Here is a 22,697-nt window from a genome sequence, read left to right on the forward strand (position 1 = left end):
ATGCTTCCGCTGTTGCGTGGTGCCGTCCACTTATGGTCTGTTCACCGGCATTCCGCGCGTGACTCGCGCGCGGCAACCCCTTTTCTGATTCGGGTTCCCGACCATGCGCCGTTCGACCGCCCTTCGCCTTGTCCCTGTACTGCTCGCTGCTTCCGTCTCGATCGCCGGCTGCGCAAGCTGGGGCGGCAAGACCGAAACCGTCGAAGAGCAGATGAAGAACAAGGACTACAAGTTCGGCAGCCTGCTCGGCACGGACGGCGGCCTGAACCTGTTCGGCAAGAACAAGCGCGGCGGCGACCAGGACGCGGCCGGCGGCATCGGTGTCAACAGCTTCCTGTGGCGCGCCTCGCTCGACACGCTGTCCTTCATGCCGATCGCCTCGGCCGATCCGTTCGGCGGTGTGATCCTGACCGACTGGTACACTCCGCCCGACTCGCCGAGCGAGCGGTTCAAGGTGAACCTCTACATCATGGACCGCCAGCTGCGGGCCGACGGCGTCCGTGTGTCGGTGTTCAAGCAGCAGCGGACCGGCAACGACTGGCGCGATGTCTCCGTCGGTCCGGAGACCGCTGGTACGCTGGAGGATGCGGTGCTGACCCGCGCCCGCCAGCTTCGCGTGGCGCAGAACGCCGCCGCCCGCTAACGCGGCGGCCGGTCGGGGCTGGTATCCCGGCCTTTCGAGCATCTGGTACAACGGAAAACGGCGTCGCGCTCATGTCGCGTTACAATGTCAAGGAAACCGAGGCGAAGTGGCAGGGCGTGTGGGACGGCAAGGGCTGTTTCACCGCGCGCGAGGACGCCTCCCGGCCCAAATACTATGTGCTTGAGATGTTCCCCTATCCGTCGGGGCGCATCCACATGGGCCATGTCCGCAACTACACCATCGGCGACGTGATCGCGCGCTTCAAGCGCGCCAAGGGCTTCAACGTCCTCCACCCGATGGGCTGGGACGCCTTCGGCCTGCCGGCCGAGAACGCCGCGCTTGAGAAGAAGGTCCATCCCGCAGCCTGGACGCGCGAGAACATCGCCACCATGCGCGGGCAGCTGAAGACGATGGGCCTGTCCATCGATTGGGACCGCGAGATCGCCACCTGCGACGTGGAGTATTATCGCCACGAGCAGAAGATGTTCCTGGATTTCCTGAAGGCGGGCTTGGCCTACCGCAAGGAATCCTGGGTGAACTGGGATCCGGTGGACAACACCGTTCTCGCCAACGAGCAGGTGATCGACGGTCGCGGCTGGCGCACCGGCGCGCTGGTGGAAAAGCGCAAGCTGTCGCAGTGGTTCCTGAAGATCACCGCCTATGCCGAAGACCTGCTGAAGGGCCTGGAGACGCTGGACCGCTGGCCCGAGCGTGTCCGCATCATGCAGGAGAACTGGATCGGCAAGTCCACCGGCGTCCGCTTCCGCTTCCAGATCAAGGGGCGCAACGACGAGCTGGAGGTCTTCACCACCCGTCCGGACACGCTGTTCGGCGCCTCCTTCGCCGCGATCTCTCCGCATCACCCGCTGGCGGCCGAACTGGCCGCGTCCAGCCCGGAACTGGCTGAGTTTATCGCCGAGTGCAACCGGCTGGGCACCAGCGAGGAAGCGATCGAGACGGCGGAGAAGCGTGGCTTCGACACCGGGCTGAAGGTCGTGCATCCCTTCGATCCCTCATGGGAGCTGCCGGTCTACGTCGCCAATTTCGTGCTGATGGAATATGGTACGGGCGCGATCTTCGCCTGCCCGGCCCATGACCAGCGCGACCTGGATTTCGCCCGCAAGTACGGCCTGCCGGTCCGTCCGGTGGTGATCCCCGCCGATGCCGATCCGGCGGCCTTCGAGGTCGGGACCGAGGCCTACACCGGCGCCGGCGTGCTGCGGAACTCCGCCTTCCTCGACGGACTCGACACCGAGTCGGCAAAGGATGAGGCCGGCAAGCGGTTGGAGGCGATGGGTCAGGGCGAACGCACCACCCAGTACCGCCTGCGCGACTGGGGCGTGTCGCGCCAGCGCTATTGGGGCTGCCCGATCCCGGTCATCCATTGCGAGTCGTGTGGCATCGTTCCGGTTCCGGACGACCAGCTGCCGGTCGTGCTGCCGGAGGACGTGACCTTTGACAAGCCCGGCAACCCGCTGGACCACCACCCGACCTGGAAGCACACCATCTGCCCGACCTGTGGCAAGCCGGCGCTGCGCGAGACGGACACCTTCGACACCTTCATCGAGTCGTCCTGGTATTTCGCCCGCTTCTGCTCACCGAAGTCCGAGGATGCGGCCTTCACCCGCGAGGCGGTCGATTACTGGCTGGGCGTCGACCAGTATATCGGGGGCATCGAGCACGCGGTTCTGCACCTGCTCTACAGCCGCTTCTGGACGCGCGCGCTGAAGACCTGCGGATACCTGGACCTGGATGAGCCGTTCACCGGCCTGTTCACCCAGGGCATGGTCAACCACGAGACCTACAAGGACGCCGGCACCGGCGCCTGGCTGGCTCCGACCGACCTGACGAAGAACGACAAGGGCGAGTGGGTCCGGGCCGACAGCGGCGCACCGGTCAATGTCGGCCGCGTCGAGAAGATGTCGAAGTCCAAGAAGAACGTGGTGGATCCGGCGCACATCATCGGCACCTACGGCGCCGATGCCGCCCGCCTGTTCATGCTGTCCGACAGTCCGCCGGAACGCGATCTGGAATGGACCGAGGCTGGCATCGACGGCGCCTGGCGCTACATCAACCGCCTGTGGCGGATGGTAACCGAGGCGCCGGTGGAGCTGCCGGCCGCCGGCATCCCGAAGCCGGAATCGTTCGGTCCGAAGGCCGAAGCCGCCCGCCGTCTGGTCCACAAGACCATCGCCGGCGTGTCAGAGGATCTCGACAAGTTCCGCTTCAACAAGGCGGTCGCCCGTGTCCGCGAGCTGTCCAATGCGCTGGGCGAGCTGGACGGCAAGGGCGAGGGTGAGGCCTGGGTCCTGCGCGAGGGCTTCGAGTCGCTGGTCCGCCTCGTCGGTCCGATGATGCCGCATCTGGGCGAGGAGCTATGGGCACAGCTGGGTCACGCCAGTCTGCTGGCCGACCAACCCTGGCCGGAAGCCGACCCCGCCCTGGTGGTGGAGGACAGCGTCAAGGTGGCGGTCCAGGTCAACGGCAAGCTGCGCGCCACGCTGGAGCTGCCGCGTGATATGGACAAGGACGCGGCGGAGCAGGCGGCGCTTGCCGATGCCAACGTCCAGCGCGCCATGGACGGCAAGCCGGCGCGCAAGGTCATCGTCGTCCCGAACCGGGTGATCAATGTCGTCGTCTGATCCCAGATCGTTCCGCCGGAGCCCGCTCCGTCAGACCATGGCGCGGGGGCTCTTCGCCCTCGCGCTCGGTCTTTCCGCCATTTCCCTGTCGGGCTGCGGGTTCCAGCCGCTCTATGGCGGCAAGGGCATCGGGGCCGCCGCGGCGGACCGGCTGATGGAGGTCGACATCGCGTCGATTCCCGACCGGGAAGGGCAGAAGCTCCGCAACTTGCTGATCGACAATTTCTATCCGTCGGAGCGGCCGAGCAATCCGCGCTACCGGCTGGATGTGTCGCTGTCGGCGTCGGAGCAGAAGCTGGCCTTGCAGAAGGACGCCACCGCGGTGCGGGCCCAGCTGCTGGTCAACGCCCCCTACCGGCTGACCGACACCCAGACCGGTCAGGTGGTGTTCCAGTCCAGCTCGCGCTCGATGGTCAGCTACAACACGCTGGAGCAGCATTACGCCGCCATCGTGACGGTGCAGAGCGCCTATGACCGGGCGCTTGAGGACATTTCCAACGACATCACCACTCGCGTCGCCATGTTTCTCGGCCGCGGGTCCTGACCGGCCGGGGATGCACGGGTGAAGCTCCAGCCCAAGGCGATCGACGGTTTTCTGCGCAGCCCGGACCGCAAGGTTCGGGCGGTGCTGCTTTATGGCCCCGACTCGGGCCTTGTCCGTGACCGTGCCCAGACGCTGGGCAAGACGGTGGTGCAGGATCTGTCCGATCCCTTCCGCGTCGCCGAGTTCCTGGGGCGCTCCCTGGTCGACGATCCAGCGCGGCTGGCGGACGAGGCGGCGGCGATCTCCTTCACCGGCGGCCGGCGCCTGATCCGCGTCCGCGACGCGGAGGACAATGTCGCTGCCGCCTTCACCGCATTTCTTGAGAACCTGCCGCCGGGCGACAGCCTCGTGGTCGTCGAGTCGGGCGACCTGTCGGCCCGCTCCAAGCTGCGGCTCCTGTTTGAGGGGACTGATGCCGCCGCAGCCGTCCCCTGCTATGTCGAGGAGGAGGCGTCGCTCGGCCGTGTCATCGCTGATATCCTACAAGGCCATGGGCTGACCGCCGATCCCGACGTGCTGAGCTTCCTGGCCGCCAACCTCGTCGGCGACCGCATGGTGGCGCGCGGCGAGGCGGAGAAGCTGGCGCTCTATATGGGCGGCGAGAAGCGTGTGCGGCTGGAGGATGCCCAGGCCTGCATCGGCGACAGCGCCGCCCTGTCGATGGACGAGCCGGTCTGGGCGGCGGCGGAGGGCGACTTCGCCACGCTCGACCGTTCGTTGGCGCGGCTGTTCGCCGAAGGCACCTCGCCGGTGCCGATCCTGCGTGGCGCCCAACGCCATTTCCAGCGCCTGCAACTGCTCACCGCCCAGGTCGCCGCCGGCAAGTCGCCGGAGGCCGCCGTCGAGTCGCTGCGTCCGCCGGTCTTCTTCAAGTTGAAGACCCGGCTGGTCAAACATGCCCGCCACTGGTCGCCCAACCATGTCCGTCAGGCGCTGGAGCGGCTGGTCGATGCCGAGGCCGACTGCAAGCGCACCAACATGCCGGACGAGACCCTGTGCGCCCGCGTGTTGTTCCAGTTGGCTTCACTCGGGGCACGGCGCTGACTTGACCGTTGAAAGCCGCGCGCTATCTCGCGAGGCATGAGCCACGCCACCTACACCGCGCCACCGCCCGCCCCCTTCCGGGTGCGCTGGTGGCAACCCCTGCTGTTCTGGGCGATCGTCAACGCCTGGAGCTTCGTCGAGCGCGGTGGACAACCCTTCGGCGGGCATCAGCCGTCACCGTTGCAGCCGCCGGGCTGGGTGTTCCCGGTGATGTGGTTCACGTTGAACATCTTCCAAATCTGGGGCGACATCCGTCTGATCGACCCGGCGCGGCGAATCCGTGATCGCGGGCTGCTGATCGGGTTCCAGGCGGTGACCTGGGTGATCTACGCCACCTTCAGCCTCGTCTACTTCACCTTCGGCAGCTCGATCCTCGCCGCCCTCTGGACCGTGTCCTTCTTCGTCATCACCTCGGCTTGCATCGCGTTGGTGGCGCGGGACGACCGCGGCATCGCGCTGATCTGGACGCCACTGATCCTGTGGACCGGTTTCGCCTCGGTGGTCGGCATCCACAACGCGCTCATCAACCCCGACCCGCTGTTCGGCACGCCGGCTCTCTGGGGATAAAACCCGGATAAAATCTTTGAGCCAAATATCATCCGGGTATATTTATCTGGAGGATGATATGCATGCGGGGAGAGCGGGTGTGGCGACTATGATTGGGAAAGAGGATCGCAAGGCGGCGGTGGCGGCCTACAAGGAGCGCAAGAGCGTGGCCGGGGTGTTCGCCGTCCGTTGCGCATCCGCCGGTGCGGTGTGGGTGGGCGGCGCGCCGGACCTCGACAAGATCCAGAACCGCATCTGGTTCCAGCTGAAGATGGGTGGCTGTCCGCACCGCAGCCTTCAGGCTGCCTGGAACGCCCATGGCGTCGAGTCGCTGGCCTTCGAAATCGTCGAGCGGCTGGAGGATGAGGACCTCGCCTTCGCCCGTGCTGCCGAGCTGAAGGCGCGGGTTGCTCATTGGGCTGTCACGCTGGGGGCGGAAACGATCTGAGTGCGGACACTCAGCCGTGGTAATCGTGGACCCGGCCGGTGAAATCGGCCACGCGGTAGCGATCCTCGCCCTCTGCTTCGATCCAGGCCGGGGCGGCCGGTGCCTTGCCGTGGCCGCCGGGGATATCGAGGACGTAGGTGGGCTGGCACAGGCCGGACAGCTTGCCGCGCAGGCCGGTCACCAACGCCCGCCCTTCCGCCAGGGTCGGGCGGAAGTGGCTGGTGCCAGCGGCAAGGTCGGGGTGGTGCAGGTAATAGGGCTTCACCCGATTGCGGACCATGCCGCGGAACAGCGCCTCCAGCGCCGCGTGGCTGTCGTTGATGCCCTTCAGCAGGACGGTCTGTCCGACCAGCGGGATGCCGGCCTCCACCAGCCGGGCAAGCGCCGCCCGTACCGGCGGGGTCAACTCGTCGGCATGGTTGATGTGGACGGCGACCCAGGTGGCGAGGTCGGGGGCGGCCAGCGCCTCCACCAGCTCCGGCGTGATGCGCTCCGGGTCGGCGGCGGGAATGCGGCTGTGCAGGCGGACGACGCCGACATGCGGCATGGCCGACAGCGCCTGCACGATCCCGCGCAGCCGGCGCGGCGACAACAGCAGCGGATCGCCGCCGGTGATGACGACCTCCCACACTTCCTCATGATCGCGGACATAGGCGAGCGCGGCATTCAGCTCTTCGGTGGTCAGCGCCTCGCCACCCGGGCCGACCATCTCGCGGCGGAAGCAGAAGCGGCAATAGACGGCACAGGCATGCAGCGGCTTCAGCAGCACCCGGTCGGGATAGCGGTGGACGATGCCCTTCACCGGACTGCGGGCCACATCGCCGATCGGGTCCTCGCGCTCCTCCGGCGTGCTGTACGCCTCGGCGGGGGAGGGGACATACTGGGCATAGAGGGGATCCTGCGGATCCGTACGTCCGGCCAGCGTCTCGCGCAGGTACGGGGTCAGTGCCACGGCATAGCGGTCGGCGACCGTACGCACGGCGTCGCCCGCCTCCGGCGTCATCAGCCCGGCGGCCACCAGATCGGAAACGCTGTGCAGGGCCTTCATCGCTCTTTCCCGCTTCGACGGAATGGGTCATGTAGGAAAGCGACCGCTCTTACTCCTGCGAGACCCATGCTGTCGACTCTTCCCCGCCTGATCGGCCACCGCGGCGCCAAGGAAAGCGCTCCGGAAAACACCCTCGCCTCGATCCGCGAAGCCGCCCGCCAGGGCGCCCGTTGGGTGGAGGTGGATGTCATGCTGACCCGCGACCAGCGACCGGTGTTGATCCACGACGACACGCTGGACCGCACCACCACCGGCACCGGCGCCGTCCCGCTGCTCGATCTGGCGGAGTTGCAGGCGCTCGACGCCGGGCGCTGGTTCGATGCCGCCTTCGTCGGCGAACGGGTGCCGACGCTGGAGGAGGCGGTGGCACTGGCCTATGACCTGGGCCTGGGCCTGAACCTGGAGATCAAGCCTTATCCGGGGCAGGAGGAAATCACGGCCGAGGTGGCGCTGAACACCCTGCGGCCGCTATGGCCGTCTGACCGGCCGCTTCTGCTCTCCAGCTTCGAGGTGCCCTGCCTGGAGGTGGCGCAGCGGCTGTGGCCGGAGATCCCGCGCGGCTACCTGCTGTGGGACCCGCCGGCTGACTGGGCGGCGATCGCCGACCGGATCGGAGCAGCAACGCTCAACGTCCATCAGGACCGCCAGACGGCCGACAGCGTGGCGGAATACCTTGCCACCGGCCGGCCGGTGCTGGCCTATACCGTCAACGATGCGGGGCGCGCCCGGACCCTGTTCGGCTGGGGCGTGTCGACGGTCTTCACCGACGCCCCCGGCCGGCTGGCCGCCGAACTGGGGGTGGACGCCTGACTGGTGTCCTGATGATCCGCCGGGGGACTGGCCCATACGCTGACGCTTCCGTTCGCGACTGCGGCAATTCGTGAACGTTTTTTGCGCGAGGGGATGAATCCGCTCGTAGGGCGCGCCAATTCCTCATATATAGAACCGCACTGGCGATCCCGCCGGGACCCACACGGATTCCGGCGGAGCCTTTCGTCGTCTGGTTGTCCGCCGCTTTGGTCCGGTGTCCCGCGGGATGCCACGTTCGGTCTTTGGAGGGTTCGTTGAAGGCGTTGAAGCCGTTGCCGATGTCCGGCCGGGAGGTTCTGCCGCTCGTCGAGGGTGGCAAGGGTATTGCCGTGTCCAACGGCGAAAGCTCCGGCGCCTGGGCGGCGGCCGGCGGGATTGGCACCTTCTCGGGTGTCAACGCCGACAGCTACGATGAGAACGGCAACCTTCTGCCGCAGATCTACAAGGGCAAGACCCGGCGCGAGCGCCATAACGAGCTGATCGCCTTCGGCATCGAGGGCGGCATTGCCCAGGCGCGCATCGCGCACGAGACGTCGAACGGCAACGGCCGTATCCACATGAACGTCCTGTGGGAGATGGGCGGCGCCGAGCACATCCTGCACGGCGTGCTGGAAGGCGCCCAGGGTCTGATCCACGGCGTCACCTGCGGTGCCGGCATGCCTTACAAGGTCGCCGAAATCGCCGTGAGCTACGGCGTCCATTACTACCCGATCGTCTCGTCAGCCCGCGCCTTCCGCGCGCTATGGTTGCGCGCCTACCACAAGTTCCGGGAACATCTCGGCGGCGTGGTGTACGAGGATCCGTGGCTGGCCGGCGGCCATAACGGCCTGTCCAACTCCGAAGACCCGCAGAAACCGGAGGATCCATTCCCCCGCGTCCTGGCCCTGCGCCAGATGATGAACAGCTTCGGCCTGAACGACACCCCCATCGTGATGGCGGGTGGCGTCTGGTGGCTGTCGGAGTGGGAGGACTGGATCGACAACCCCGACCTGGGGCCGATCGCCTTCCAGTTCGGCACCCGTCCGCTGCTGACCCAGGAAAGCCCGATCTCCATGGCGTGGAAGCGCAAGCTGGTTGCGCTCCAGCCGGGCGACGTCTTCCTGAACCGTTTCTCTCCGACCGGCTTCTATTCGTCGGCGGTGAAGAACCCCTTCCTGCTGGACCTGATGGCACGGTCCGAACGCCAGATCGCCTATCTGTCGAAGCCGGTGGGCGAGCATTCGGCCGAATTTCCGGTCGGCCCGCGCGGCCGTCCGGTCTATGTGACCGAAAGCGACAAACAGCGTGCCGAGGGCTGGCTGTCCCAGGGGTTCACCACCGCCCTGAAGACTCCGGACAGCACGCTGGTCTTCGTCACGCCTGAACAGTCGGAGAAGATCCTGCGCGATCAGGTCGACTGCATGGGCTGCCTGTCGGCCTGCGGCTTCTCCAACTGGATGCAGAACGAGGAGGGGACGACGGGCAAGCGCGCCGATCCCCGGTCCTTCTGCATCCAGAAGACGCTCCAGGCTGTCAGCCACACCGACGATTGCGAAAACCAGCTGATGTTCGCGGGGCACAACGCCTATCGCTTCGCCAGCGATCCCTACTACAACGACGGCTTCATCCCCACGGTGAAGCAGCTGGTCGAACGGATCGCTACCGGTTACTGACCGGTCGCATTATGGTACGGGCAGGGCCGTCGGCGGGAAACCGCCGACGGCCTTGGTATTTATACGCTCGGATGGCCCACCCCATTGATCCTCCAATTGACGTTGCTGCGACAATGGCTTGCCTGACCTTTCCGAATGGTTTTACAGTTGAACGGACTGCGGCTTAGTGCCGCGGTCCTGTGTTGGACTCCGAGTCCGATCCTGATGTCGACAGTATGGGGGGCCTCGCCCATGATGACCGCCGAACGCCCCTTCAAGCGAGCACTCGACCGGCTGAACAGTGCCGGACTCCGCCCGACCCGCCAGCGGCTCGGCCTCGCCCGGATGCTGTTCGAAGGCTGCGACCGGCATGTCACGGCGGAGCAGTTGCATGGCGAGGCGCTGGCCGCTGACCTGCCGGTGTCGCTGGCGACCGTCTACAACACGCTGAACCAGTTCACCGCCGCCGGACTTATGCGCGAGGTGGTGGTGGAGGCGGGCAAGTCCTACTTCGACACCAACACCAGCGACCACCACCATTTCTTCGTCGAATCCACCGGCCGGCTGGAGGATATTCCCGCCGACCGGCTGACGGTGCAGAGCCTGCCGGCGGCACCCGCCGGCACCCGTGTCGCCCGCGTCGACGTCATCGTCCGTCTGGTCGAGGACGAGGTCTGAACCTGACCTGCGGTCAGTGCTCGTCGACTGGCGCGGTCTGCCTAGGGTCGGGAGACCGGTCGACGAAGGGCCAGCGGATGAAGGCGAAGGCCCAGACCGCCAGGACGTTGACGTAAGGGAACAGCAGCAGCAGGATCCACAGCGGACTGCGCCCGGCCTTGGCCAGAACCCAGCCGCCGGCGATCAGCATGTACGTCGTGACGATCGACCCGATCAGCAGTTCCCAGAAGCCCAGATGAACCATGGTCTCCGTCATGCCGTCCTCCGTGCCTTGACCTTGCGCGTCTGGCGGGCGGGCAGAACCGGCCAGCGGCTGTGCGCCATCACGCCGATGGGCACCACATGCCCGAGCGGCACCAGTGAGAACAAGGCCCACAGCGGCGAGAAGCCGGCCCGGCGCAGGATGCGCGACAATGGCCAGACGATGGCGATCTGGAACAGCATCAGCCCCAGGAGCGGCACCTGGGACAGGCTATCGATGAAATCCTGCAGCATGCCGGCCGGGACCCTCCTTCACATTCTTGCCGGGCAGAGAAGCGTGGGCGGGTGGCTTTGTCGAGCCAAACTTTTCCGCCAAGTTTTCCGCCAAGTTTTCCCATGCCCTGACGCCCGGCCGCCGCATTCCCGGTCCTTCGGGGATCAGGGGTAAGCGAACGTGAAAATGACTGCACCGGCATGCTACAGTTCCTCGCGTCCGGCCATTCCGGCCTGACGCGTTTCCGGAATCCAGACGCGGCGGACCATTTCCTTTGACGGATCTCTCCGAACCGGACGGTGGCGCACGCCGGAGGTGGTGGCGCTTATCATCCTTGCCGCCTGTCGCCGCCACGCGCATCGGCTTGCTCGTGGCCGTGATTGCCGGCTTCTGGCTGGTCTCCTATGCCGACCTTGAGCGGGCGCGCGACCGGGCGATCCAGGACGGACTGCGCCAGACCGCCAACCTGTCGGCCCTGCTGGTGGAGGATGCCCGCCGCGTCATGGTCGTGGCCGGCTATACCCTCCGGGGCATGGCGGAAGCTGGGCGGCTGCCGGCCTATATGCTGGGTGAGGCGGCTGGCGCAGACGCCGCTCCGGGGATGGCGGTACGGACCCTGCTGATTGCGGATCGGGATGGGCGGGTGCGGCAGTCCACCGGTCTGGACTCCCCGGTTTCGGTGGCGGGAACCCCCCTGGCAGAGGCGGCGACCGGTGGATCGGCGGCTTTCGTCGGACCTTATCGTGAAGCCGGCGGCGGCTGGCGTGCAGCCTTGGTCCGGCCACTGGCGGATGGCAGCGGCGTCGCGATGGTGGTGCTCGACCTCGACCGTTTCGCCCGCCTCTACGCGACCCAGAACATCGGATCGCGCAGCATCATCCTGCTCTATCGCGAGGACGGGGTGGTTTTGGCCCATTCACTCACCGTCGTGCGTCTCGACCAGGACCGCGCTACGTTCGCTGCCGTCCTGCCCCGTCTGCCCGCCGGCGAGTCCGAGCGGACTTTGTCCGGTCTGGACCCGACTGAAGGGCGCGAACGCATCGGCACGGTTCGCCGTGTGGCGGGCTTTCCGTTTTACGTCTATGTCCGGATCAGGACCGAGGACGTGCTATCCGGCTGGTACGCCGATCGTTGGAAACGCATTCTGGAAACTGCGGCGGTGTCCGTGGTGGTGATGCTGCTGGCTCTGCTGGCATTGCGGCAGCTCGGTCGGCTGGAGACGACGACGCAGGCGTTGCGCGCCAGCGAACGCCGCTCGCAGGCACTGTTCGACAGCAGTTTCCAGATCATGGGGCTGCTGTCGCCGGACGGCCGGGTGCTGGCGCTGAACCGGCCGGCTTGTGCCTTGGCCGGGCTGCCGGCCGAGGCACTGGTCGGACGCCGCGCCTGGGAATTCCGAGGCTGGGCCCGCACGGACGAACTGGCGGCGGGATTCCGCCACTCCATCGAGAAGGCGGCGTCGGGACGTTTCGTTCGCTATGAGACCGACGTAGTCACCGATGGCGTTACCCGCGTGATGGATGTGACGATCAAGCCGGTCTACGACGACAGGGGCATCGTCACGGTGCTGGTGGTCGAGGCACGCGACATCACCGAACGGGTCGAGGCTGCCGAACGGCTCGCCACGGCACTTGATCAGGCGGAGGCCGCCAACCGGGCCAAGAGCGCCTTCCTGGCGACCATGAGCCACGAACTGCGCACGCCGCTGAACGCCATCATCGGCTTTTCCGACATCATGCTGCACGAGCTGTTCGGCCCGCTGGGCAGCCCGCGCTATCGCGACTATGCCCGCCATGTGCAGAACAGCGGTCGCCACCTGCTGGACCTGATCAACGACGTGCTGGACATGTCGAAGCTGGAGGCCGGGCGCTACACGCTCGATGAAAGCTGGATGGAGCCGGGCGAAGCCATCGAGACCTGCCGGGCGCTGGCTGCGGTGCCGGCCGATGTGGGTGGGGTGACGCTGGAGGTCGAATGCCCGCCCGACCTGCCCAATCTGCTGGCCGACGAGCGCGCCTTGCGTCAGGTGCTGCTGAACCTGCTGTCGAACGCGGTCAAATTCACCCCGCGCGGCGGCCGGGTGACGGTGAGTGCGGTGCAGGAGGAGGATGGCCGGATCGCCGTCACCGTGCGCGATACCGGCATCGGCATCGCCGCCGACGCACTGGCCCGCATTCTGGAGCCATTCCAGCAGGCCGACAGCAGCATTTCTGGGCGGTTCGGCGGCACCGGACTGGGCCTGTCGATCTGCCGCGACCTGATGGCCCTGCATGGCGGCAGCCTGTCCATCGACAGCGAACCGGGCCACGGCACCGCCGCCACCATCCGCTTTCCTGCCGACCGGACCGGCCGGCCGGTTGCGGCGGACGGGCTGCCGGCGTAAGCCTGTCGGCGGTCAGGAGCATTGAAAGGCGGACGAGATGATTGGGAATGACGGGAAGCCGGTGTCCAAGGAAAAGCTGCGCGAGCACATCGCGGCCTACAACGGCCAGTCGCGCGGCTCCAAGGAATTCGCGGCGATCCCCCGTGCGCTGGTGACCATCCTGGATGGGCTGAAACCGGGCAAGACCGGCTACGTCAAATGCCTGGACGGGCAGGTTCAGCTGTCGCGCCGCAAGGACAACAGCGTCTCGGCCGGCTGACAACGGAAAGGTGCCCTTCCCCGGGCCTGGAGAAGAGCGCCTTTCCGCTAAAAAGTATCGGGCCGTCAGGGGATCAGTGCTTGGCCGCGGCGGCGGCACCTATGCCGGTCTGGGACCGAACGAACTGGTCTTCAAAGGCTTCGCGCTCGGCACGGGCCAACGCGCTGCTGTCCAGCTTCGACACTATGATGGTGACGATGAAGGCCAGCGTCATCGAGAACAGAGCCGGCTGCTCGTAGGGGAAGATGGGGGCCGGGTTGTTCAGCACCACGACCCACACGGCGTTCGACAGGATCACCAGCGTGACGGCGGAGATCAAGCCGGCGATGCCGCCCGCCAGCGCGCCGCGCGTGGTCAGCCCCTTCCAGTACATCGACAGGATCAGCACCGGGAAGTTCACCGACGCCGCGACGCCGAAGGTCAGGCCGACCAGGAAGGCGACGTTCTGCTTCTCGAAGGCGATGCCCAGAACGACCGCCAGCACGCCCAGCACCAGCGAGGCGATCTTGGACACGCGCATCTCCTCGCGCTCCGTCGCCTCGCCCTTGCGGATGACGCGGGCGTAGAGGTCGTGGGCGATGGCGGACGCGCCGGCCAGCGCCAGGCCCGACACCACTGCCAGGATGGTGGCGAAGGCGACCGCCGACAGGAAGCCCAGGAACAGGTCGCCGCCCAGCGCCTTGGCTAGATGCATCACCGGCATGTTGCCGCCGCCGATCAGCTTGCCGCCTTCGAAGAATTGCGGGTCGGTGCCGACGATGGTGATCGCCGCCATGCCCAGCACGCAGACGATCAGGAAGAAGAAGCCGATGAAGCCCGAGGCGTAGAAGACCGACTTGCGGGCCTCGCGCGCGTTGGGGACGGTGAAGAAGCGCATCATGATGTGCGGCAGGGCGGCGGTGCCGAACAGCAGGCCGAGCGACAGCGACACCGCCGACACCGGGTCGGCCAGCAGCGTGCCCGGCCCCATGATCTTCACCCCGTCCTTGTGCGAGGCGATGGCGCTCCTGGCGATGGCCTCCAGGCTGAAGCCGAAGCGCGACAGGGCCAGGAAGGCCAGCAGGATGCCGCCGCCCAGCAGCAGTACCGCCTTGATGATCTGCACCCAGGTGGTGGCGATCATGCCGCCGAAGGTGACGTAGACCACCATCAGCACGCCGACCACGATCACCGCGACGTTGTAGTCCAGCCCGAACAGCAGCTTGATCAGCTGGCCGGCGCCGACCATCTGGACGATCAGGTAGAAGCACACCACCGTCAGCGAGCCGATGGCGGCGAAGGTGCGGATCTTGCCCTGGTCCAGCCGGTACGACGCGATGTCGGCGAAGGTGAAGTGGCCGAGATTGCGCAGCCGTTCGGCCAGCAGGAACAGGATGATCGGCCAGCCGACGAAGAAGCTGATGGTGTAGACGAAGCCGTCATAGCCCTTGGCGAACACCAGGCTCGACAGGCCGAGCAGCGTCGCCGCCGACATGTAGTCGCCGGCAATGGCCAGACCGTTCTGGAAGCCGGTGATGCCGCCGCCCGCGGTGTAGAAGTCGGAGGTGGAGCGGGTGCGGCTGGCCGCCCAGTAGGTGATGCCCAGCGTCATCACCACGAAGGCGATGAACATGCCGATGGCCGACAGGTTGACCGGCTGCTTTTCCAACTGCCCGACATCGCCGGCGGCCAGCGCCGGCAGGGCGAACAGGGTGGCGGCAGTGCCCGCGAGGAGGATCCGGCGGGCGATCATTGCAGCGTCTCCCGCGTGATCTCGTCGGTCAGGTCCTGGAAGCGGCCGTTGGCGAAATGGGAATAGACGCCGGTCAGCAGCCAGGACAGGATGATGATGGCAGCCCCGATCGGGAAGCCGACGCTGAGCGACGAGTCGTCTGACAGCGGCTTGTGCAGCAGGCCGGGCGCAAAGGCGACCACCATCATGAAGGCGTAGTAGCCGGCCAGAACGACGGCCGACAGGATCAGGGCCAGCCGGCTGCGCTGGCGGACCAGTTCGTGGAATTTGGGGTTCCGGCGGACCCGCTCGTAAACCGGAGTGTTCGCGGGAGAGTGCATGTTTCCTCCAGACGCTATACGTCCTTGGTTTGCCTTGAAGGGCTTATGGTTTTTCCGGCTAACAAAACACTGTTTCGCAAATTTCCCGGAAATATGACGAATTGTTTCAGTGCAATTCAGGTAACAATCCCACCGATTCGCGTTGAGCCGCGGTGGCGAAGCTGGGATGATGGCGGTGCTTTCTCCAATGCCCTGAATCCGCCGCCCTGCCCGGAAAAATGATCCGTTCGCCCCTGTTCCTCCGGCTGTTTTCGGCGATCCTGATCTCGCTCGGGCTGTTCTCCGCGGCGGCCTACGTCTTCTCGGTCCCCTTCATCGAGGAGAAGGCCTACGAGATCGAACGCGACGCCAGCCGCACCATCCTCGACAATGTGTTCGAACTGGTCAGCCGCATCCGCGGCGGGCTGGAGGAGCAGCGGGTGGCGACGGTTGACTCCTACAAGACCCGGCTGCGCGACGTGCTGGAGTTGGCGGTCGGCTATATCGAGCATGTCCATGCCCGCGCCGACCGCGGCGAGATCACGATGGAACAGGCGCGGCGCGAGGCGATGGAGGGGCTGCACGCCTTCCGCTACGGCAACGGCGACTATGTCTGGGCCATCGGCTACGATTCGGTGATCCTGTCGCACCCGTCGCCGGACTATCAGGGTCGCAAGGCCGACGATCTGCGCGATAATCTGGGCCGCCACATCCTCCCCACCATCATCGCCACCGCCAAGCGCGAGGGGGAGGGGTTCCAGACCTATCCGTGGTGGCGGCCGAACGGCGACGAGCGGGCGCCGAAGCTCAGCTTCTTCAAGGATCTGCCCAGGCGCGGCATCATCGTCGGCACCGGCGCCTATCTGGCCGACGTCGATGCCGAGGTGGAGCGGCGCAAGGCCGAGGCCATCGAGGATCTGCGCCAGGCCCTGCGCAAGCTGCGTATCGCCCGCACCGGCTATCTCTACATCTTCGATTCGGCGAACCGGATGATCATCCATCCGAATGCGAACATCGAGGGCACGGCTTTCGGCGACCGCCTGAACTCAGCCACCGGCAATCCCATCGCCGAGGATCTGAAGGTCGCCGCGGCGAAGGGTGAGCCGCTGACCTATCTCTGGGACAAGCCCGACGATCCCGGCAACTACGCCTACGAGAAGATCAGCTGGGTCCGGCACTTCGAGGGGTTCGACTGGTACATCGCCTCGTCCGTCTATGTGGATGAACTGCGGCGGTCCTCTGTGGTGCTGGGCAACCGCATCCTTGCCATCGGCATGGCGCTGATGGCGGCGGGAAGCCTGCTGGGCTACGTCGCCGTCGGCCGTTTGGTCCGGCCGCTGCGCCGACTGGCCGACACCGCGGCGCAGGTGCGGGCCGGCGACCTCGGCGCCCAGAGCGGCATCCGCCGCGGCGACGAGATCGGGCTGCTGGCTTCCGCCTTCGACGGCATGGTCCGGCAGCTGCGCGACACCGTCGCCACGCTGGACAGCCGCGTGCGCGACCGCACCGCCGCACTGGCGGAGGCGGAAACCCGCCAGCGCGTGATCCTGGACGCCATACCCGCTTGTATCGCAGGGCTGGATCGCGACGGCCGGTTGACCTTCGCCAACCTGCGCTGGGCCGAACTGGTCGGCCGCGACAAGGCGGACGTGATCTGCCGCGATCTGGCGGCGGTCGTCGGACGGCGGGCGATGGACGCCCTTGCCCCCAATCTCGACCGCTGCCTGTCGGGGGAGGTGGTGACCTTCGAATACGCTTTCCCGCGCTATGAAGGCACGATGGTGACCAAGACCACGCTGATCCCCCATCGCGGCGAGGGACAAGGGGAGGGCCTGGAAGAGGAGGGCACCGTCACCGGCCTGTTCGTGCTGACCCTCGACATCACCGACGAGAAGCAGACCGAACGCCAGTTGGTCGAGGCGCAGCGGCTGAAGGCGGTCGGCCAGCTGTCCGGCGGGCTGGCGCACGACTTCAACAACCTGCTGTCGATCATCATCGGCAACTTGTCGGCGGCGCGCGACCGCTATGCCGCGGTCGAGGGGTTGGACGCCTATCTGGAGCCGGCCCAGCGCGCCGGCCGCCGTGGCGCCGACATCACCGCCCGTCTGCTCGCCTTCTCCCGCCAGCAGCCGCTCAAGCCGGAGCCGATCGAGCTGTGCGGCCTGTTGCGTGACATGGCGGTTCTGCTGCGTCGGTCCTTCCCCAGCTCCATTGCCATCGGCGTACCGGAGGAGGGGCGGGACTGCTGGACCATCGCCGACCAGACCCAGCTGGAGAATGCGCTGGTCAACCTCGCCATCAACGCGCGCGACGCCATGCCCGGTGGCGGGCGGCTCGACATCGCGGTCGGCATCCGCAAGCTGGAGGGCGACCAGTCCTTCGACGAGCCGGTCCGGCCCGACGATTATCTGGAAATCCGCGTGTCCGATACCGGCACCGGCTTTACGGCGGAGGCGCTGGCCCGCGCGGTGGAACCCTTCTTCACCACCAAGGCGCTGGGGTCCGGGCTCGGACTGTCGATGGTCTACGGCTTCGTCAAGCAGTCGCGCGGCTATCTGCGCATCGACAGCCGGCCGGGGCAGGGCACGACCGTCACCCTGCTGCTGCCGCGTGCCGAACCGGCGCCCCGCCTGCAGGACGCCGACCCGGTGGCGGCCGACCCGCAGCCCGCTGACTGGTCCGGCCAGTTGGCCCTGGTGGCGGAGGACAATGACGATGTCCGGCAGGTGATGCGCCAGCAGCTGGTCGATCTCGGCTTCTCGGTTGTGGAGGCGGGGAGCGGCGACGAGGCGGTGGAACTGGTGGAGCAGATCGATGGGCTGTCGCTGCTGGTCTCCGACATCGTCATGCCCAGCCTGTCGGGGGTGGAGCTGGCGCGGCGTGCGCGTCTGCTGCGGCCGGCCATGCGAGTGGTTTTGGTCAGCGGATTCGCGGTCGAGTATGGCGACGTTCCCGCCGATGCCGTCATACTGCGCAAACCATGGGACAAGCGGGAGCTGGTGGCGGCCATCGGCCACGCCACCGAACCCACGCCGGCCTGATAGGGGTGGGCCAACAGAACGCACCTGGAAAAAGCAGGGTGACGAGTGCCGAGGGGAAACGCGCGTGGGACAGAAGAAGCGCATCTATGTGATCGAGGACGAGGCCGACATCCGCCGGCTGGTGACGGAGGTGCTGGAAGGTTACGGTTATGAGGTGACCGGCTGGGCCAGCGGGCGGGAGGCGCGGACGGCGATCCAGCGCCAGGCGCCCGACCTGTGCCTCGTCGATCTCGGCCTACCGGACATGGACGGACTGACCCTGGTGCGCGAGCTGTGGGAGGATGTCCGCTTCGGCGTCATAATCCTGTCGGGGCGCGGTGGCACCTCCGACCGTGTCCTGGGGCTCGAACTTGGCGCCGACGATTACATCGTGAAGCCGTTCGAGCCGCGGGAACTGGTCGCCCGCGTCAACAGCGCTATCCGCCGCCGTGAACAGCTGGCCGGCGCCACCGCCGCTGCGGAAACCGCTCGGGCGCGCTTCGGCCCCTGGGTGTTCGATCTTGGCAACCTGACGCTGACCGCCGACGACGGCCGGCAGGAAAGCCTGACCGCGGCGGAGGCCTCGCTTCTCCTGATGCTGTTGAAGGCACCCAAGCGCGTGCTGTCGCGCGAGCATCTGCAAGGACCGGATCAGGATCGCGACGATTTTCCCTATGACCGCAGCATCGACGTCCGCATCTCGCGCATCCGCAAGAAGATCGAGGAGGATCCGCGCACGCCGCGGCTGATCAAGACGGTCTATGGCGCCGGCTATCTGTTTGCCGGCGATGTGAGCTGGCTGTGCTGAAAGAGGCACCTCCGCTGCGTTTGTGCCGCAACAACCTCAATAACAATTGGTCATAATCCTGAGAAAGTTGCGCAAAGCTGATCTGGTACAGGCTCTTTCCAACACCGCCGCGCCCAATGTCGGCACGCAACAAAGAACCCCTGGGGAGAACGGTCCGATGAGTGCAATTGCCGCCGCAGCCAATCCCAGCGCCAATCCATACGACCTCGACCTCGACCGTAACGCCGCCAATTTCGTCGCCCTGACGCCGCTGACCTTCCTGGAGCGCGCCGCCGCGGTGTGGCCCGACCGGCTGGCCGTCGTCCATGGTCCGGTCCGCCGGACTTGGGCCGAGACCTTCGTTCGCGTGCGCCGTCTGGCCGCGGCACTGGTCAATCTGGGCATCGGCACTGGCGATACCGTCGCCATGCTGGCCGCCAACACGCCGGAACTGTTCGAGGCCCATTTCGGCGTGCCGCTGGCCGGTGCCGTGCTGAACGCGGTCAACACCCGTCTGGATGCCGAGGCCATCGCCTTCATCCTGAAGCATGGCGAGGCGAAGATTCTGATCGTCGACCGCGAGTTCTCCGGCGTCGCCAAGAAGGCGCTGGCCCTGCTCGACGCGCCGATCCCGGTGGTGGACATCGACGACCCGACCTACACCGGCGGGGAGCTGATCGGCGACCGCGATTACGAGTCCTTCATCAGCGATGTCGGCGCCGAGCATCCTTGGACCCTGCCGGCCGACGAATGGCAGGCCATCGCGCTGAACTATACCTCGGGCACCACCGGCAACCCGAAGGGCGTCGTCTACCATCATCGCGGCGCCTACCTGAACGCGGTGTCGAACGCGCTGTCCTGGAACATGGGCGATGCGCCCGTGTATCTGTGGACGTTGCCGATGTTCCACTGCAACGGCTGGTGCTTCCCCTGGACCATCGCAGTCGCCGCCGGCACCGCCGTCTGCCTGCGTCAGGTCCGCCCGGACGCCGTGCTGACGCTGATCCGCGAGGAGCGGGTGACCAACTTCTGCGGCGCGCCCATCGTGCTGAACATGCTGAACAATGCGCCGGCCGAGCTGAAGCAGGGCATCGGGCAGAAGGTCAAGGTGATGGTCGCCGGTGCCGCCCCACCCGCCGCCGTCATCGCCGGCATGGAACGCATGGGCTGGGAAGTCACGCATGTCTACGGGCTGACCGAATGCTATGGCCCGACCGTGGTCTGCGTCTGGCACGACCGCTGGGACGGGCTGTCGCTGGACGAAAAGGCGGCGATCAAGGCCCGCCAGGGCGTGCGCGGCCCGATGCTGGAGGCGGTGATCGTCGCCGATCCCTTCACGCTGGAGCCGGTGCCGAAGGACGGCCGCACGATGGGCGAGATCATGATGCGCGGCAACAACGTCATGAAGGGCTATCTGAAGAACCCCAAGGCGACCGAAGAGGCCTTCGCCGGCGGCTGGTTCCACACCGGCGACCTCGCCGTCTGGCATGAAGACGGCTATGTCGAGATCAAGGACCGCTCGAAGGACATCATCATCTCCGGCGGCGAGAACATCTCGTCCATTGAGGTGGAGGATGTCCTCTATAAGCACCCCGAGGTACTGGAGGCCGCAGTTGTCGCCCGACATGATGAGAAGTGGGGTGAGACGCCCTGCGCCTTTGTCACGCTGAAGGACGGAGCCACCGCGACCGAGGCCGACATCATCGCCTTCTGCCGGTCGCACATGGCCCACTTCAAGTCCCCGCGCACGGTGGTGTTCGGCCCGCTGCCGAAGACCTCCACCGGCAAGATCCAGAAATACGTCCTGCGCAAGCAGACCGAGGGGCTGTAAGAGGCGGGGCGCATTGCCCTCTCCCTAATCTTTTCCCGCATTTCGGCTAAAGCGCCCACTCTCTCCTCCGCCTGACGGAGGAGAGAGTGGGGCAACGCCCTCCCATGCCTGCACGCCGCCCATTTCCAAAGAGACCTGCGCCATGAAGATCCTCTGCGCCGTGAAGCGCGTCGTCGACTACAATGTCAAGATCCGGGTGAAGACCGACCAGTCCGGCGTTGAGACGTCCAATGTGAAGTTCTCGATGAACCCCTTCGACGAGATCGCCGTCGAAGAGGCCGTGCGCCTGAAGGAAGCCGGCAAGGCGACCGAGATCGTCGTCGTTTCCATCGGCCCGGCGCAGGCGCAGGAAACCCTGCGCACCGCTCTCGCCATGGGTGCCGACCGCGCCATCCTGGTCCAGACCGATGTGACGACCGAACCGCTGGCCGTCGCCAAGGTGCTGAAGGCACTGGTCGAGAAGGAGGCGCCGGGGATGGTGATCCTCGGCAAGCAGGCGATCGACGACGACTGCAATCAGACCGGCCAGATGCTGGCGGCGCTGCTCGGCTGGGGCCAGGGCACCTTCGCCTCCAAGATCGCTGCCGGCGACGGCAAGGTCGCGGTCACCCGCGAGATCGACGGCGGTCTGGAGACGGTGGACCTCAAGCTGCCGGCGGTGGTCACCGCCGACCTGCGCCTGAACGAGCCGCGCTATGCCTCGCTGCCCAACATCATGAAGGCCAAGAAGAAGCCGCTGGAGACCATCACGTCGGACAGCCTGGGCGTCGACGTGACGCCGCGGCTGAAGACGCTGAAGGTGGCCGAGCCGGCAAAGCGTCAGGCCGGCATCAAGGTGCCGGACGTCGCCACCCTGGTCGACAAGCTGAAGAACGAGGCGCGGGTAATCTGAGGACTGGCCTCGGTGTCCCAAGTCCTACATCCCGCCCGACACAGGAATCCGTCATGCCCATCCTGATCTTCGCCGACCACGACAACGCCAGCCTCAAGCCTGCCACCGCCCATGCGGTGACCGCCGCTGCCAAGCTCGGCGGCGACGTCCACCTCCTCGTCGCCGGCCGCAATGCCGCGTCGGCCGCGGAGCAGGCCGCCAAGCTGGCCGGCGTCGCCAAGGTGCTGCTCGCCGACGATGCCGCCTACGAGCACGCGCTGGCCGAGCCGGTTGCGGCCCTCCTGGTCTCGCTCGCCCCCGGCTACAGCCATGTCCTGGCCGCCGCCACCTCGGTGGGCAAGAACGTGCTGCCGCGCGTCGCGGCGCTGCTCGACGTGGCGATGATCTCCGACATCACTGCGGTGGTCTCCGCCGACAGCTTCGAGCGGCCGATCTATGCCGGCAACGCCATCGCCACCGTGCAGTCGGCCGACCCGGTGAAGGTGATCACCGTCCGCACCACCGCCTTCGAAGCGGCCGCCGCCACCGGCAATGCTCCGGTCGAGAGTGTCGCCGCCGTCGCCGACCCTGCCCTGTCGAGCTTCGTCTCGGCCGAGTTGTCGAAATCGGAGCGTCCGGAACTGACCTCCGCCCGCGTCGTCATCTCCGGCGGGCGCGGCATGCAGTCGGGCGACAACTTTCCCCTGCTGGAAGCGATCGCCGACAAGCTGGGCGCTGCGGTTGGCGCCAGCCGTGCGGCGGTCGATGCCGGCTTCGTGCCGAACGACTATCAGGTCGGTCAGACCGGCAAGATCGTCGCCCCGGACCTCTATGTCGCCGTCGGCATCTCGGGTGCCATCCAGCACCTCGCCGGCATGAAGGACAGCAAGATCATCGTCGCCATCAACAAGGACGAAGAGGCACCGATCTTCCAGGTCGCCGACTACGGTCTCGTCGCCGACCTGTTCAAGGCCCTGCCGGAACTCCAGCAGGCCGTCTGATCCCC

At 66.7% G+C, this 22,697-nt stretch carries 21 protein-coding genes; 16 read left to right on the plus strand and 5 right to left on the minus strand.

Going from position 1 to position 22,697, the window contains the following annotated elements; all coding sequences use genetic code 11:
* Nucleotides 1–103: 103 nt before the first annotated feature.
* From J2848_RS19290 to J2848_RS19315, 6 genes are all read left to right on the plus strand, one after another.
* Nucleotides 104–643, plus strand: coding sequence for a DUF3576 domain-containing protein (locus J2848_RS19290; RefSeq protein ID WP_149235400.1), 540 nt, complete (start codon nucleotides 104–106; stop codon nucleotides 641–643).
* 71 nt (nucleotides 644–714) lie between these two features.
* Nucleotides 715–3,285 (plus strand): leucine--tRNA ligase, encoded by a 2,571-nt coding sequence (gene leuS / locus J2848_RS19295; protein WP_149235399.1) that lies wholly within the window; start codon nucleotides 715–717, stop codon nucleotides 3,283–3,285.
* 37 nt (nucleotides 3,286–3,322) lie between these two features.
* Complete coding sequence (gene lptE / locus J2848_RS19300) at nucleotides 3,323–3,829, plus strand: LPS assembly lipoprotein LptE (RefSeq protein ID WP_246194481.1); 507 nt, start codon at nucleotides 3,323–3,325, stop codon at nucleotides 3,827–3,829.
* Between the two features lie 18 nt (nucleotides 3,830–3,847).
* Nucleotides 3,848–4,873, plus strand: coding sequence for a DNA polymerase III subunit delta (holA, locus tag J2848_RS19305; RefSeq protein WP_149235397.1), 1,026 nt, complete (start codon nucleotides 3,848–3,850; stop codon nucleotides 4,871–4,873).
* Between the two features lie 36 nt (nucleotides 4,874–4,909).
* Nucleotides 4,910–5,440, plus strand: a complete 531-nt coding sequence (locus J2848_RS19310; RefSeq protein WP_149235396.1) for a tryptophan-rich sensory protein — start codon at nucleotides 4,910–4,912, stop codon at nucleotides 5,438–5,440.
* A gap of 88 nt (nucleotides 5,441–5,528) precedes the next feature.
* Nucleotides 5,529–5,867 (plus strand): GIY-YIG nuclease family protein, encoded by a 339-nt coding sequence (locus tag J2848_RS19315; RefSeq protein WP_149235437.1) that lies wholly within the window; start codon nucleotides 5,529–5,531, stop codon nucleotides 5,865–5,867.
* 10 nt (nucleotides 5,868–5,877) lie between these two features.
* Here J2848_RS19315 and J2848_RS19320 read toward each other — a convergent pair whose 3' ends face one another.
* Nucleotides 5,878–6,915: a lysine-2,3-aminomutase-like protein gene (locus J2848_RS19320; RefSeq protein WP_149235395.1), complete on the minus strand. Its 1,038-nt coding sequence runs from the start codon at nucleotides 6,913–6,915 to the stop codon at nucleotides 5,878–5,880.
* A 66-nt stretch (nucleotides 6,916–6,981) separates the two neighbouring features.
* Between J2848_RS19320 and J2848_RS19325 the strand changes: the two genes are divergently transcribed.
* From J2848_RS19325 to irrA, 3 genes are all read left to right on the plus strand, one after another.
* Nucleotides 6,982–7,725, plus strand: a complete 744-nt coding sequence (locus tag J2848_RS19325) for a glycerophosphoryl diester phosphodiesterase (protein WP_149235394.1) — start codon at nucleotides 6,982–6,984, stop codon at nucleotides 7,723–7,725.
* A 254-nt stretch (nucleotides 7,726–7,979) separates the two neighbouring features.
* On the plus strand, nucleotides 7,980–9,377 hold the full coding sequence (locus J2848_RS19330) for an NAD(P)H-dependent flavin oxidoreductase (protein WP_170307299.1): 1,398 nt from the start codon (nucleotides 7,980–7,982) through the stop codon (nucleotides 9,375–9,377).
* Between the two features lie 231 nt (nucleotides 9,378–9,608).
* The gene (gene irrA, locus J2848_RS19335) at nucleotides 9,609–10,034 is read left to right on the plus strand and encodes an iron response transcriptional regulator IrrA (RefSeq protein ID WP_149235393.1); all 426 of its coding nucleotides are present in this window, start codon (nucleotides 9,609–9,611) and stop codon (nucleotides 10,032–10,034) included.
* 13 nt (nucleotides 10,035–10,047) lie between these two features.
* Here irrA and J2848_RS19340 read toward each other — a convergent pair whose 3' ends face one another.
* Both J2848_RS19340 and J2848_RS19345 read right to left on the minus strand, forming a co-directional pair.
* Nucleotides 10,048–10,290, minus strand: coding sequence for a hypothetical protein (locus tag J2848_RS19340; protein ID WP_149235392.1), 243 nt, complete (start codon nucleotides 10,288–10,290; stop codon nucleotides 10,048–10,050).
* The gene (locus tag J2848_RS19345; RefSeq protein ID WP_149235391.1) at nucleotides 10,287–10,529 is read right to left on the minus strand and encodes a hypothetical protein; all 243 of its coding nucleotides are present in this window, start codon (nucleotides 10,527–10,529) and stop codon (nucleotides 10,287–10,289) included. Before J2848_RS19345 ends, J2848_RS19340 begins: the two co-directional genes overlap by 4 nt.
* Nucleotides 10,530–10,879: 350 nt before the next feature.
* On the opposite strand from J2848_RS19345, the gene J2848_RS19350 reads away from it, so the two are divergent.
* Complete coding sequence (locus J2848_RS19350; RefSeq protein ID WP_246194479.1) at nucleotides 10,880–12,892, plus strand: ATP-binding protein; 2,013 nt, start codon at nucleotides 10,880–10,882, stop codon at nucleotides 12,890–12,892.
* Between the two features lie 37 nt (nucleotides 12,893–12,929).
* Nucleotides 12,930–13,151, plus strand: a complete 222-nt coding sequence (locus J2848_RS19355; protein ID WP_098740694.1) for a hypothetical protein — start codon at nucleotides 12,930–12,932, stop codon at nucleotides 13,149–13,151.
* A 73-nt stretch (nucleotides 13,152–13,224) separates the two neighbouring features.
* On the opposite strand, the gene J2848_RS19360 is transcribed toward J2848_RS19355, so the two are convergent.
* Together J2848_RS19360 and J2848_RS19365 are read right to left on the minus strand one after the other, a co-directional pair.
* Nucleotides 13,225–14,883 carry a cation acetate symporter gene (locus J2848_RS19360; protein ID WP_149235389.1) on the minus strand — a complete coding sequence of 553 codons (1,659 nt, stop codon included), beginning with the start codon at nucleotides 14,881–14,883 and terminating at the stop codon, nucleotides 13,225–13,227.
* Nucleotides 14,880–15,203, minus strand: a complete 324-nt coding sequence (locus tag J2848_RS19365; protein WP_149235388.1) for a DUF485 domain-containing protein — start codon at nucleotides 15,201–15,203, stop codon at nucleotides 14,880–14,882. Before J2848_RS19365 ends, J2848_RS19360 begins: the two co-directional genes overlap by 4 nt.
* A gap of 218 nt (nucleotides 15,204–15,421) precedes the next feature.
* Between J2848_RS19365 and J2848_RS19370 the strand changes: the two genes are divergently transcribed.
* The 5 genes from J2848_RS19370 (at nucleotide 15,422) to J2848_RS19390 (ending at nucleotide 22,692) form a co-directional block, all read left to right on the plus strand.
* Nucleotides 15,422–18,223, plus strand: coding sequence for a cache domain-containing protein (locus J2848_RS19370; protein ID WP_149235387.1), 2,802 nt, complete (start codon nucleotides 15,422–15,424; stop codon nucleotides 18,221–18,223).
* A gap of 64 nt (nucleotides 18,224–18,287) precedes the next feature.
* A complete protein-coding gene (locus tag J2848_RS19375) occupies nucleotides 18,288–19,010 on the plus strand; it encodes a response regulator transcription factor (RefSeq protein ID WP_149235386.1) in 723 nt (240 codons plus the stop codon).
* Nucleotides 19,011–19,167: 157 nt separating this feature from the next.
* Nucleotides 19,168–20,820 (plus strand): acyl-CoA synthetase, encoded by a 1,653-nt coding sequence (locus J2848_RS19380; RefSeq protein ID WP_149235385.1) that lies wholly within the window; start codon nucleotides 19,168–19,170, stop codon nucleotides 20,818–20,820.
* Between the two features lie 142 nt (nucleotides 20,821–20,962).
* Nucleotides 20,963–21,712: an electron transfer flavoprotein subunit beta/FixA family protein gene (locus tag J2848_RS19385; protein WP_253568694.1), complete on the plus strand. Its 750-nt coding sequence runs from the start codon at nucleotides 20,963–20,965 to the stop codon at nucleotides 21,710–21,712.
* Nucleotides 21,713–21,765: 53 nt separating this feature from the next.
* Nucleotides 21,766–22,692, plus strand: a complete 927-nt coding sequence (locus J2848_RS19390) for an electron transfer flavoprotein subunit alpha/FixB family protein (protein ID WP_253568696.1) — start codon at nucleotides 21,766–21,768, stop codon at nucleotides 22,690–22,692.
* Nucleotides 22,693–22,697 lie beyond the last annotated feature (5 nt).

The sequence above is a fragment of the Azospirillum lipoferum genome, from assembly GCF_024170005.1.
Taxonomy (GTDB): domain Bacteria; phylum Pseudomonadota; class Alphaproteobacteria; order Azospirillales; family Azospirillaceae; genus Azospirillum; species Azospirillum lipoferum.